The 12,572-nt window shown below is 45.4% G+C and carries 10 protein-coding genes and 1 pseudogene; 6 read left to right on the top strand and 5 right to left on the bottom strand.

All coding sequences use genetic code 11. The annotated features are described in order from the left end of the window. Window positions 1-79: 79 nt before the first annotated feature. Complete coding sequence (gene fabR / locus CKO50_RS21035; RefSeq protein WP_095729754.1) at window positions 80-703, bottom strand: HTH-type transcriptional repressor FabR; 624 nt, start codon at window positions 701-703, stop codon at window positions 80-82. 125 nt (window positions 704-828) lie between these two features. Here fabR and CKO50_RS21030 point away from each other — a divergent pair, with 125 nt between their 5' ends. Together CKO50_RS21030 and sthA are read left to right on the top strand one after the other, a co-directional pair. After that, the gene (locus CKO50_RS21030; protein ID WP_010374369.1) at window positions 829-1,956 is read left to right on the top strand and encodes a fatty acid desaturase; all 1,128 of its coding nucleotides are present in this window, start codon (window positions 829-831) and stop codon (window positions 1,954-1,956) included. Window positions 1,957-1,991: 35 nt separating this feature from the next. Next, window positions 1,992-3,428, top strand: a complete 1,437-nt coding sequence (gene sthA, locus CKO50_RS21025; RefSeq protein WP_095729753.1) for a Si-specific NAD(P)(+) transhydrogenase — start codon at window positions 1,992-1,994, stop codon at window positions 3,426-3,428. Between the two features lie 50 nt (window positions 3,429-3,478). Here sthA and CKO50_RS21020 read toward each other — a convergent pair whose 3' ends face one another. Both CKO50_RS21020 and CKO50_RS21015 read right to left on the bottom strand, forming a co-directional pair. Then, window positions 3,479-4,720, bottom strand: coding sequence for a hypothetical protein (locus CKO50_RS21020; RefSeq protein ID WP_095729752.1), 1,242 nt, complete (start codon window positions 4,718-4,720; stop codon window positions 3,479-3,481). Then, complete coding sequence (locus tag CKO50_RS21015; protein ID WP_095729751.1) at window positions 4,701-5,348, bottom strand: methylamine utilization protein; 648 nt, start codon at window positions 5,346-5,348, stop codon at window positions 4,701-4,703. Before CKO50_RS21015 ends, CKO50_RS21020 begins: the two co-directional genes overlap by 20 nt. Before the next feature lie 201 nt (window positions 5,349-5,549). Here CKO50_RS21015 and CKO50_RS21010 point away from each other — a divergent pair, with 201 nt between their 5' ends. Both CKO50_RS21010 and CKO50_RS21005 read left to right on the top strand, forming a co-directional pair. Further along, entirely contained in the window at window positions 5,550-7,583 is a 2,034-nt protein-coding gene (locus tag CKO50_RS21010; protein WP_176474722.1) for a glycoside hydrolase family 97 protein, read from the top strand. A gap of 115 nt (window positions 7,584-7,698) precedes the next feature. Then, the gene (locus tag CKO50_RS21005; RefSeq protein WP_010604304.1) at window positions 7,699-7,899 is read left to right on the top strand and encodes a hypothetical protein; all 201 of its coding nucleotides are present in this window, start codon (window positions 7,699-7,701) and stop codon (window positions 7,897-7,899) included. Window positions 7,900-8,024: 125 nt separating this feature from the next. On the opposite strand, the gene CKO50_RS21000 is transcribed toward CKO50_RS21005, so the two are convergent. Beyond that, window positions 8,025-9,437 (bottom strand): glycosyl hydrolase family 18 protein, encoded by a 1,413-nt coding sequence (locus tag CKO50_RS21000; protein ID WP_095729749.1) that lies wholly within the window; start codon window positions 9,435-9,437, stop codon window positions 8,025-8,027. Window positions 9,438-9,708: 271 nt separating this feature from the next. Between CKO50_RS21000 and CKO50_RS20995 the strand changes: the two genes are divergently transcribed. Beyond that, window positions 9,709-10,362, top strand: a complete 654-nt coding sequence (locus tag CKO50_RS20995; RefSeq protein ID WP_095729748.1) for a helix-turn-helix transcriptional regulator — start codon at window positions 9,709-9,711, stop codon at window positions 10,360-10,362. 34 nt (window positions 10,363-10,396) lie between these two features. On the opposite strand, the pseudogene CKO50_RS20990 reads toward CKO50_RS20995, so the two are convergent. Further along, a pseudogene (locus CKO50_RS20990) lies at window positions 10,397-11,565 on the bottom strand (MFS transporter). 80 nt (window positions 11,566-11,645) lie between these two features. On the opposite strand from CKO50_RS20990, the gene CKO50_RS20985 reads away from it, so the two are divergent. Beyond that, the gene (locus tag CKO50_RS20985; RefSeq protein WP_095729747.1) at window positions 11,646-12,458 is read left to right on the top strand and encodes a helix-turn-helix domain-containing protein; all 813 of its coding nucleotides are present in this window, start codon (window positions 11,646-11,648) and stop codon (window positions 12,456-12,458) included. The last annotated feature ends 114 nt before the right edge of the window (window positions 12,459-12,572 follow it).

Genomic DNA, 12,572 nt, shown 5'->3' with positions numbered 1-12,572 from the left:
TAAAGCCTAAGCCATCAAAGTACCCACATAAAAACAGAAATGCCAGTCAGCTTAACTGACTGGCATTAGCCAATTTAGGCTATTTTTTTATTGGTTCTGGATGTTTTGCATAACCAGAGGCACCTTTTGCGATATACCGCAACTGCCACTTCAAACGCTCGGTCAGTTCAGCGCGTTGTGGGGGCTCTTGATCTAAAGCCTCAGCACCAGAGCTAAATACTAAGGTGACCATTGCTTCAGCTTGCATGTGGGCGTGATGGGTATCTACTCCCGTTTCTGTTTCAAGGTAATGAGCAAGCTCTAAGATAAAATGTTTGATTTCTCTAGCCACGGCGGCACGAAACGCAGGGGAAGTACCCGAACGTTCACGCAGTAATAAACGAAATTGGTTGCTCGACTGCTCAATAAATTCCATAAAGGTGTGCACAGAAGTATTAATCACGCTACCACCTTTAGCGATGCGACGCCTTGCTTGGCGCATTAATTGTCGCAAGGTTAAACCCGCTTCATCTACCATAGTCAGCCCGAGCTCGTTCATATCCTTAAAATGTCGATAAAAAGAAGTAGGTGCGATACCCGCCTCTCGTGCGACTTCACGCAGGCTTAAATTCGAGAAACTATGCTCAGCACTTAGTTGATTAAATGCCGCTTCGATAAGCGCTTGACGGGTCTTCTGTTTTTGTTGGGCGCGTACACCAGCCATGGACTTTCCCCAATTCGCTTCGAAAAATAAGAACAATAAACCGCAGTCTAAACCTTGACGCAGCAAGAATGAAATACTATTTTAGCGTACAGTTGTACGCTGAAATTAGATTTTGAGATTAATTGATGAAAAAACCCCCCATTTTATGGACCAATGTGCTGTTCTTTAGCTTATCGTTTTTAGCTGCGATCACTTTGGTGCCTTGGTATGGCTTTGAATACGGCTATACCACCAGCCACTGGGTAGCTTTTGTTGCCTGTATGTTTTACGCCGGTCTGTCTATCACCGCGGGGTATCACCGCTTATGGGCGCATAAGGCCTATGACGCCCATCCTGTGATTCAAGTTATTTTTGCGTTGGGTGGCGCATTCGCGTTACAAAACAGTATATTACATTGGAGTAGCGATCACCGTGTGCACCACGGCCAAGTCGACGACCCAGTAAAAGATCCGTACGCCGCAACACGAGGCTTCTGGTATAGCCATATCGGCTGGATGCTGAGAGATTATCAAGGCGAGACTTACGGTGATTATAATAACGCCAGAGACTTACAACGTAACCCTATCGTGATGTGGCAACACAAGCACTATATGAAATTGGTGTTACTTACGAATATCGGCATCCCGTTAGTGCTAGGTTTATTACTCGGTAATGTGTTTGGCATGTTGTTACTTGCGGGCGTACTCAGACTCGTACTCAGTCAACACTTTACCTTCTTTATCAATTCACTGGCGCACATTTGGGGTAGTCGTCCTTACACCGAAAAAAATACCGCGCGAGACAATGGTTTGCTAGCCCTATTCACTTACGGTGAAGGCTACCATAACTTTCATCATATTTTTGCCAGCGACTACCGTAATGGCATTCGCTGGTATCACTATGACCCAACTAAATGGCTGATCCGTACTTTTGCAGCACTAGGCCTTGCCAGTAAGCTAAAACGCACTCCGGTTGAACGCATTGAAAAAGCCAAGGCGGAGACCTTATTGAATAAGACTAAAGTCAGTCTCGCAAAATTGCCTTTAGCGCAAGATAAGCTTACATTGTTACAACAAGAGTATGATTTACTTCTTAAAAAGCTTCAAAACTACTGTACTGTGCAAAAACAGGTACTCGAAGCGAAGAAAGAAGCAGTACTTGCACAGTGCGAACATTCCGCACTGATGCAACAATATAAAGAGCTAGAACAAGCTTGGGAAAGCCAAAAACAAGCTTGGATTGCACTAAATTCGAGGCTACTGAAAACAGCATAACGTTCAGCGGCCTCAATAACTAAAGGGGTGAGGCCGTGAGCAAAAAAGCTGCAGAAAAAACCGAAACTGTTCCACAATCCTATCAATACGATGCCATTATTATTGGCACCGGACCTGGCGGCGAAGGTGCCGCCATGAACCTCTCTAAAAGTGGTAAAAAAGTCGCGGTTATTGAACGCCAGCATGCGGTTGGCGGTGGCTGCGTTCACTGGGGTACCATTCCCTCAAAAGCGCTTCGCCATTCTGTCAGTCGTTTAATTGAGTATAAAGCGAACCCACTTTATCGTTTTACTGAGCGCCCGCAGCGTCATACCTTTCAAGATATTTTGCACCATGCCAGTGATGTGATCTCAAAACAGTCAACATTGCGTTCTAGCTTTTATGGTCGTAACCGCATTCACTTATTCCAAGGCGATGCCAGCTTTGTTGACGCAAATACGGTACAAATCATCCATCAAGATGGTTCGCAAGAGTTACTCACCGCTAAAACCATTGTGATCGCGACAGGCTCGCGCCCATACCGCCCACCAGGCGTTGATTTTAACCACCCTCGCGTCTACGACAGCGACACTATTTTAAGCCTTGAGCATAATCCTCAGCGCGTGTTGATATACGGCGCAGGGGTCATAGGCTGTGAGTATGCCTCAATCTTTAAGGGGCTTGGCGCAAAGGTAGACCTTATCAACACCCGCGACCGCTTATTGGCCTTTATGGATGCCGAAATCTCTGACGCACTCAGTTACCACTTTTGGAATAATGGCATTGTTATTCGCCATAACGAGGAGTTTGCGAAAGTAGAGACCCATGATAAAGGGGTTATCGTGCATCTACAGTCTGGCAAGAAAGTACGTGCTGACTGCATTTTATGGGCCAATGGTCGCTCCGGTAATACCGAAACACTCAACCTTGCAAGTGTAGGTCTAAAGGCTGATAGCCGCGGCCAGCTTAAAGTCAACGAACACTATCAAACTGAAGTGGACAACATTTTCGCAGTAGGAGATGTGATTGGCTATCCCAGCCTAGCCAGTGCGGCGTTCGATCAAGGGCGTATTGCGGCCAATGCAATTGTGCATGGTGCCTGTGATGATCGTTTGATCACCGATATCCCAACCGGCATTTACACCATTCCAGAAATGAGCTCTGTTGGTAAAACTGAGCAAGAGCTTACCGCTGCACGCATTCCCTATGAGGTGGGCCGCGCCCAGTTTAAACATTTGGCTCGTGCACAGATCACCGGCACTGAAGTCGGTAGCTTGAAAATTTTGTTCCATGCAGAAACCAAAGAGATATTAGGTATTCACTGCTTTGGTGAACGTGCATCCGAGATCATCCATATCGGCCAAGCCATTATGGAACAAAAAGGAACGGGTAATAATATCGAGTACTTTATCAATACTACCTTTAACTATCCAACAATGGCCGAGGCCTATCGCGTTGCAGCATTAAACGGCATTAATCGTCTGCTGGATTAGCGCATCGTATGGCATGAATAAGCGTGATACCTTGGGTGTCACGCTTATTGCTATAAATTAAAACGATACTCCGCGCTGAGTCGCCACACATTATCGCTTTGCTTAGGCTTACCGTTAAAAGCCTCGCGGTTTGCAACTGTGCTTGTCAGACTCAAAAACTCACCGCCCACCAGCCAATTGCTATTAATTCGATACTTCACTGTAGCGGTCAGTGCATGGCCATCACTTTGGTTTGGGTCGAACTGCCAATCATCTTTATCGAGAACTTTGAACTGTTCCCCCCGTAAGGAAAAGCGCCACTCATCGCGCTGATGCGTGAGTAGCAAAAACCAACTATTAAAGTCATTATCGACGCCGCGATTGACACCCATGGCGGTATTACCCAGCATGCCTTGTACGAGTATATGCGTCTGCGGGGTTAACTTGTAACGCCAAGCTGCACTAATAAATTTAGTGTCCCACGCATACTGCCCGGTTCGGTAGTTGATCTTACTTGGATCGCCATTATTATCGTACCAATAGACATTGATCTCAATGCGGTTTGAAAAGTCGCGATGATACCCAAGATAATAACCAAATCGGCCATCAACTTCAGAAAACGGTTCAACATGCTGTGCTTGATGTTGTAGCTGCGGTGTGTTCAACGACTCTACCGCAGCAAAGGGGAGACTTTCGTTAAACACCGACTGCCTATCATGCACGGTAAAACCTCGCCACGCGAGTAAAGTACCAGCCGGATCATTCCCCTTAAAAACACCAAACACACCCTTGAATCCCTGACCTCGGCTACGGCGCGTCTGCGGCTGCTCAATGGCGACTTCACCACCAAATACCCGCACTTCCTCACCTATCCAAGCATTGATGGCCGAATACTGGTATGTATAGGGTGATGACCAGCCAATATCTGGGTTCTCAATAGAAAACTTCGGATAAAAACCGCCTGCTCGAACAATAAAGCGGCGACCATTTTTAGGTAATGTTCGATACTGCAAATACAGTTCAGTAAAACCGAGCTTGTCATCTGGGTCTGGCACATACTGTGTTACCCCGTGCAAAGACCAAGCGCTGGCAAAATCTACACGCCAATCAATAGCGCCTCGACTAAGCGTAATGTCTGACTCCCCTTTCCCAAAACGCGTAACGCCCCATCCAGGCTGATACCAAGCTTTACGATTATCATCATGCTGCCAAGTCGTTTGCAGTTGTCCTTGCCCCGAAATTTCAACGGCACCTGCTTGCCCTATCGCGAATAATGCCAGAGCGGCGCTTAGCTTAGTAATCATCGAAGCCATCGGAGAAATCCTGAAGTGGAGCAACCAGTGTTTGCTTAATTTGATAGGTAATTGCTTGAGTGTTGTTCACAGCAGAGAGCAGATGCTGTTCTATTTTGTCTATATTTTCGAATCTTTCATGCCACACATTCAGCTTTAGTGCGCTGGCTTGCTGAGCACCTAGGTCGATTGATACTTTGCCGCTGCTATCCGTTACCGCAAATAATGGGCTATCTACAACCACGATATAACCTAGCATCCAATCGTGAATATTGCAGCCAAGTTCAACCACACCAGTTTGATCAAATAATACCTGTTTCGGGTCATCGCGATACAACTTAAGCTCGAATGGCTTTGCAGCAGAGAACGAATAGACGTGGTGCAGAATGGGATCTAAATTTGGAAACGAGACTTGTGTACCAGCTTGCACCATCAAAATATGTGGTACAAACGCTTTGTCCTTTTGTTCCATTTTATAATCTAGCGTTGTTCTTTTGTTATCAAAGCCATCTCCTTGCAACCACACCGCGGCATTCGCGAGTGGCTGTTTATCAGCATCGACAATTTGCACTTCAAGGGCATTGACTAGACCGGCTTGTAGCATTGCCATCACAACAGCAATACGTCCAAATTTTGTTAGGTTTAGCATAAGCAGTTCAACCTATCCTTATTATTTTTCTTAGCTTGTCTACACTAGACCGAGCGGAATAATTATTACATTCATCGCATTTACAGCATGAATACGTATGCAACTTTTACGTGAACGTTAGCATACAACAGTAAGCTTAGCCTATGTGCAAAAGAACACGAATTTTCGTGCCGACAACAAGAAGGAAAAACTATGCACCCCATGTCACTTTCCCTGATCGGATTAAGCTTGTTTACGACTACGAGCTTTGCCGCATCTTTAGCTGTGAGTTCGCCAGATGGCAAAATCACTTTTACCTTGAGTGATGATAATAGCCAGCCGACCTACCAAGTCAGCTTTAACGACAAAACCATTATTCAACCGTCTAAACTTGGTTTTGATTTCGCAACAGCTGCATCGATGCGCGATGGCTTAAGTATCACCACACATCAGCGTAATAGCGTCGATAGCAGTTGGCAACAGCTTTGGGGCGAAGCCCGAGTGATCCAAGATAAGCACAATGAGCTTGCTGTCACCTTTGCTAAGCAGACAGACAAGTCGCCGCAATATACTGTGCGTGTAAAAGTATTTGATGACGGTGTCGGCTTTCGCTATGAGGTTGCTCAAAATCAAGCGCTTAATATCACCAGAGAATTGACCGAATTCGCCTTTGCACAAAGTGATAAAAGTACCGCGTGGTGGATCCCTGCTCGTGGCTGGAATCGCTATGAATATGTATACAACACCACACCACTGCACGATGCCCCACATGTGCACACCCCGTTTACCTTAAAGAATCAAGACGGAGTTCATATCAGTGTCCATGAAGCGGCCCTAATTGACTATGCGGGCATGACCTTAAACCAGCGTCGCCCAGGAACATTTGTTGCCGATCTAACACCTTGGTCAGACGGCGTTGCTGTCAAAACCAATGGTAAGTTCAATACACCTTGGCGCACCCTGCAAATAGGCGATGAAGCCACCGACTTGTTGAACTCTCACCTTATTTTAAACCTCAACGAACCAAATAAGCTCGGTGATGTATCTTGGGTTGAGCCGGGTAAATACATCGGCATTTGGTGGGGCATGCACATCAACAAAAATACCTGGGGCAGCGGCGAGAAGCATGGAGCGACTACGGCGCGCACTAAAAAATACTTGAGCTTTGCCGCTGACCATGGCTTTGATGGCGTGCTGGTTGAGGGGTGGAACATAGGCTGGGATGGAGACTGGTTCTTCAACGGTGATGTCTTTAGCTTTACCAAGGCCTATGCTGACTTTAATATTGATGAAGTAGCCAAGCACGGAGAAAAAGTAGGTGCACGCTTAATAGGTCATCACGAAACGTCTGGTAACGTCAGCAACTATCGCAATCAAATGGAGGCGGCCTTCGCACTCTACGAAAAAGCAGGCGTGCGCCAAGTTAAAACCGGTTACGTAGCCGATGGCGGCAACATCAAACGCATTGATGCCGAGGGCAATGCCAGATTCGAATGGCACGACGGTCAATTTATGGCAAATGAGTACTTAGACAACGTCAAACTCGCGGCCAAACACAAGATCAGTATCAACACGCATGAACCAATCAAAGATACTGGCCTGCGCCGTACCTATCCAAACTGGATTGCGAGAGAAGGGGCAAGAGGGCAAGAGTTCAACGCATGGGGCACACCACCAAACCCTCCAGAGCATGTGCCAATGCTTGCCTTTACCCGCATGTTAGCAGGCCCAATGGACTTTACTCCGGGTATTTTTGACATGGGCTTTAACGGCCTTGGCGATAAAACCAACCGCCCACAAACCACTCTCGCCAAACAATTAGCGCTCTATGTTGTGCTTTATAGTCCAATTCAAATGGCGGCCGATTTGCCAGAGAATTACTTAGCAATGCCAGATGCTTTTCAGTTTATTAAAGACGTACCCACCGACTGGGAACACAGTATCGCACTTGCAGGAGAAGTGGGTGATTATGTTGTCTTTGCCAGAAAGGAGCGCAAGCATAAACAATATAGTGGTAACGATTGGTTCTTGGGCGCAGTAACTGACGAGGAAGCGAGAGAAATTCCTGTTACTTTAGATTTCCTTGAGTCAGGTAAAACCTTTGAAGCGCAAATCTACGCGGACGGTGATAAAGCCGAATGGAAACAAAACCCGTATGAAATGAATATTTACCGTAAAAAGGTAACAAGTGCCGACAAGCTGACATTAAAACTGGCTGCTGGCGGCGGCGTTGCTATTCGTTTTAAAGCGCTTTAAACATAAGGTGACTACCCAACAGCTGGGTAGTCACCGCTTTGTTCTGTACATTTACTGAACTATGCAGTAGGGTGAAATAGTCTATTAAGACATTATTATTTCAAAGGAAAATAATATGAAACTTACCCTAGCAAAGAAAAAACTAAAACAATTAGACTATCAACAAAGTCAACTAGCCGCAAAGCTCACACCGCAAGCAGCCGGTGGTAGAGGACCAGAAACCGGCGTTATGTGCGAAACGACTAATAACGATTACTGGTGTCAACGTCCAAGTTCACCAGCTGTTACCTGCAGCGTAATGGAACGCTGTTTATAAACATTTCCCACCATATATAGGCTAGATATTATAAAAATATGTAGTTAGCCTATTTCTCAGTCAAACTCTCTATATGCTCAACGGCCAGCTCTCACTCGCCGCCGAGCTGAGTTATAAGTAATAATTTACTGACATTGATAGCTTGGTGTTACACCATTAGCAACTTCCCATTTCGCTGTTAATAGCGACGCAGGGCCATTACTGTCATGGGATAGCTCCCAATTCATAATGCCACCGGCATTGAGCTTAGCGTACTGCGTTTTTGCGCGGATCGTCGGGATACCATTGTAGTAGCTGCTACCATCACTATCGCGACAGGCATTGGCAGGGTTCTCCTGCAGTAAGGCGCGATACGCTTTCCAAGTAGGTCTTGCATAAAATGGTACGCCTAATACCGTTTTTTCTTTACTGAGCCCACGACCTTGCCAGTAAGCTATTGAGTCTTTGGCGTATTGCATAGAAGCATGATCAGTATTGTTCGCGTCGTACGCCATCAAATTTAAAAAGTCGATATCTTGGAATACAGATTCCAACACGCCACCACCGGTATAGCCAAGCGCCACCACAGCTGCCGTCAAGAATTTACCTCTGGCGCGTAACTCAACGCTTAGTTCCTTCATCAGTAATGCATAGTTATTTGCTGAAGCACCGGGATCTGGATATTCCCAATCCATATCAACGCCATCTAGATTATGTTGCTCTACAAACGCAATGACCTCTTGCACGAAACGGGCTCTGCCTTGCTGTGAACTGGCGAATGTCTCAAATGCACTGTCGTCGCCCCCGTTCCAGCCACCAATGGCGATCCCCACTTTTACATTGTTGGCATGAGCCGAATTTACCAGCGCTGTCATTTTGCTTAAATTTTCAAGCGGTCTCAGTGTGCCATCTGCATTGGGTAGTAAAAATGAGTAATTAATATGGGTAAGTTTATCAAACTGAATATCGCTCACTGCACCCTGCCAACTTGGGAAATAGCCGACAATTTTAAAATTAGGATCGCCAGGAGGAACCTCGTCAGACACGACACTGAAGTTCACCGCACTCGATTCACCTCGTGCCCCAGACACATCAGTTGCAGAGACAGTTAATGCGCGATTACCTAGCCCCTGCGCTTGCCACATCACCTCATAAGGCGCACTGTTGTCAGAGGCGACAAGCGTGCCATCGAGATAGAATTCAACACTGTCGATTGCCATGTTTTGCGGATGACTTACTGCCGCCGCTAGGCTAACTGATGAACCCACTAACACTCGTGCGTTACTGCTTGGAGAGGTGACCGAAACTTGGGGCAATGGCGTTACCGGATCACAACTGCCATTGGCTTGCCAGACATCATAAGTATTGGAATTTTGCACAGGGTTTTGGTTTTGTGTCCACCATTTCGCGGTGTATTTAGTTGATTGATAAGTGACTGCGTCGCCACCTGTATATACTTGCTGTGATTGCCATTGCGTTAAGTTGCTACAGTCAACCGCCAGTGCAACTTCCATCGCGCCCAAGAGCGGAAGTGCAATTAATAAATTTGTATATTTCATTACCTTTTTCCATGTTGTATGTCGGCTAAAGCAAGTCGTGCCGAGTTTAAATAAATGTTAACTTGCGATTCTAGCCTACCAGCATGGACAAATTTCGTACAACCCAACTCACTACGACCTTAGTCTAATGAAATAACCCCTCTGTTTAGGCCACTATTCGTCCTCGATTAGCTCGTTTATAAAATGTCCAACTAATGCAGCGAGACTGTACAGATAAGGCTTAGCTCAGTATGCTTGCGGGTTTAGGCGCTATAAAGAGAATAATTAAGAGATGAGTACGGCATTTTCAAGACGATTTGTAACCCTAGTAGAGCAATTTGCAGGTGGCAATAAGCGCCAATTTGCCCAGCTAACAGGTAAATCCCCTTCCCATATTTACCGTATTTGTCGCGGCTTAAGTCGCCCTTCAATGATATATCTTGAGCACCTTTATAGCCTATTTGCCGTTGATCTGAACTGGTTACTTACCGGTGAACAACCCTTAGATAAACCACAAGGTCAGTTTAAAGATGAACTTACCCTCATACCTAAACTTGATATTGAGGCCAGTGCAGGTATGGGTAGTGTAATTGGTCATGAAGAAGTCACCGAGCAGTTTGCACTCAACCGTCGTTGGCTAAACTCCCATCTTGGCGTGTATTCAGAGAAGCTCGCCTTTGTCTCTATCCGTGGTGATAGTATGCAGCCCACGTTGCTAGACGGCGACATGGTACTCGTTGACCTTTCACAGAATCAACCCAGTAAAGATGCGGTTTATATCGTTCAAACAGAAGAGGGTCTCATGGCTAAGCGAGTGCAACGGAAGCACTCTCAGCTCAAAGTGATCAGTGATAACCCTGATTACCCAAGCTGGGAGATCACCGCTGATAATGCCGACAGTCACGGCATTGCAGGGCGTGTTGTTTGGTGTGGTCGCAGTATCTAAACTGCAATGTCACTATTAGTGTGATGCTGGAGCATCACACGGATTTAGCCAGCTTTTCCTGCACATTGGCTGTATTCACAAATTGACTCAACACCAATGAGCACACCGCAAGTGCAGCACCAAAGTAAAACACTAAGGATTGATCGTATAACCATACTAAGCCAAAGCTTGCTGGGATCACTACCGCTGCAATATGGTTAATGGTAAAGCTAACCCCTGCCGTTGCTGCGATGTCTTCTGGCCGAGCAATTTTTTGAAAATAAGTTTTGAGTGCAATGGCCATCGCAAAAAACAGATGGTCGATGACATAAAGCGCTGCTGCAAAGCTTGCTGACTCTACCAATGCATAACCAATAAATACAAAAATGAGTCCCACATATTCGATTGTCAGTGTTTTACGCTCACCAATATGCCCAATCATTTGACCAATTTTGGGGGCGATAAATATGTTTATCAAATGATTCAACATATAAAGCGCGGTGATCTGTGCAACATCAAAACCAAATTTTTCCACCATTAAGAAACCCGCAAACACCATAAATATTTGTCTTCTCGCGCCCGAGAAGAAAATCAAGGCGTAATATAGGCTGTACTCTTTTCTCAAAATGAGCTTTTTATGCTGCGTAGTATGCATTTCAAAGGTTGGAAAGCCGATAAACATAAATAGCGCAATGATAAAGCCAACCCCTCCAATAAGCAGATACATCCACTGATAGTCTGCGGAGAAGTAGCTAAAACCCAGCCATATTACCGCATAGGTGATCAGAGAAGCGATGGATTTAATAGAGAGCAAGATACCTAGTTTGGCCGGTGCCTCATCTTTATTGAACCATTGTAAACTGAGAGATTGATTCAATGTCTCGAAATAGTGAAAACCTATCGACATTAACACTGTAGTTGCATACAAACCATAAATAGTAGGCAACAAGCCGGTAATGGCGACACCAAGCGATAACAAACATAAACTGATCAGTGCGAAGGTCTGCTCCTTTAACACCAATAAAACAAATACCGCTGTAAACGCTAAAAACCCGGGGATCTCACGCAGGGATTGCAACATTCCCATATTAGCGCCATTGAANCGGCTTCAATCGCAAAGTTATTGAGCATGGCCATCCAGCCTGCAAACGTAACGGCCATAACTACGGTAGCAAGCACTAAGAAATTAAAAGGACTTTGCCATCCTTGAGAAGCATTCTTCATGATTATCTCCACATAAAGCACAACTATTAAAAAGTTATGGCTATAATATGGCCACACATTAATTTCTGATATACATAATTATGCCAAGTTCTTTATCAAAACAGACAATTTCTCCTTGGCGTATTCAGCCCAAATATAAGCGCTTCTTAAAGCCAACCCTTGGCCGACCAATTCTGCCAAGAGCGGTAAAAAAAGCGGAGTGGGAGCATGTTCAACGGCACCAACATGAGTGGGGGCAGCTTGCATATACAAGCAATGGAGTCATCACAATTGTAACTCCTGAAGGCACATTCGTGATCCCTCCAGACCAAGCTTTGTGGCTACCTCCGGGCCTTCCGCATGAGACGTATTGTCGCTACGGTGGAGATTTTCGTAGTGTCTATATCGACAATAAATACACCGAGTTGCTAGGGAATAAAGCGAAGCTAATTGCGGTAGATGAACTACTGAAGCAATTTATACTGGAGATCTGTACTTGGCAGGAAGAGTACCACCTAGATGAAAAAACAGAGCGATTTATTACTGTCTTTATTGATAGACTAACGTCAGCTGCAACGTGCCACTTTTTTATTCCAAGTGCACAGGATGCTCGGATCTTACCCATTGTGACCGAGCTACATACAAATCCAGGATGCAAAATAAGCTTGGAGACCTGGAGTGATCAGGTTGGCGCATCAACTCGCACACTAAACCGCTTATTCCACAAATGTTTTATGATGGGCTTTAGCGACTGGCGTCAAAAGTTAAGGGCAATTAAAGCAATCGAATTGTTGAAAGATGGATATTCTCAGCAACAAGCAGCTGAATATTTGGGTTTTGAATCTACCGCCGCATTTAGCAATGCGTTTAAAAAAGTCTTTGGTAAACCACCGGGACAGTACATTAAAAAGTAATGGTAATTTGAGATCAATAAATACTTTCCCACAGAATATTATGAATGCGCAAATCGGCGGGTAAACCGCCTCCTACCATGTTGTACTGTGCTTATAATACTATGGTGGGAGCGA

Source organism: Pseudoalteromonas sp. HM-SA03 (assembly GCF_002289345.1).
In the GTDB taxonomy this organism is placed as follows: Bacteria; Pseudomonadota; Gammaproteobacteria; order Enterobacterales; family Alteromonadaceae; genus Pseudoalteromonas.
Note: the sequence above shows the minus strand (reverse complement) of the source record. Positions and strands in the feature narration are given on the sequence as shown.

Bases quoted from the DNA above. Each gene is read 5' to 3' on its own strand.
- fabR (WP_095729754.1), bottom strand. From the start codon at position 703: ATGGCTGGTGTACGCGCCCAACAAAAACAGAAGACCCGTCAAGCGCTT.
- CKO50_RS21030 (WP_010374369.1), top strand. From the start codon at position 829: ATGAAAAAACCCCCCATTTTATGGACCAATGTGCTGTTCTTTAGCTTA.
- CKO50_RS21020 (WP_095729752.1), bottom strand. From the start codon at position 4,720: ATGGCTTCGATGATTACTAAGCTAAGCGCCGCTCTGGCATTATTCGCG.
- CKO50_RS21015 (WP_095729751.1), bottom strand. From the start codon at position 5,348: ATGCTAAACCTAACAAAATTTGGACGTATTGCTGTTGTGATGGCAATG.
- CKO50_RS21010 (WP_176474722.1), top strand. From the start codon at position 5,550: ATGTCACTTTCCCTGATCGGATTAAGCTTGTTTACGACTACGAGCTTT.
- CKO50_RS21005 (WP_010604304.1), top strand. From the start codon at position 7,699: ATGAAACTTACCCTAGCAAAGAAAAAACTAAAACAATTAGACTATCAA.
- CKO50_RS21000 (WP_095729749.1), bottom strand. From the start codon at position 9,437: ATGAAATATACAAATTTATTAATTGCACTTCCGCTCTTGGGCGCGATG.
- CKO50_RS20995 (WP_095729748.1), top strand. From the start codon at position 9,709: ATGAGTACGGCATTTTCAAGACGATTTGTAACCCTAGTAGAGCAATTT.
- CKO50_RS20985 (WP_095729747.1), top strand. From the start codon at position 11,646: ATGCCAAGTTCTTTATCAAAACAGACAATTTCTCCTTGGCGTATTCAG.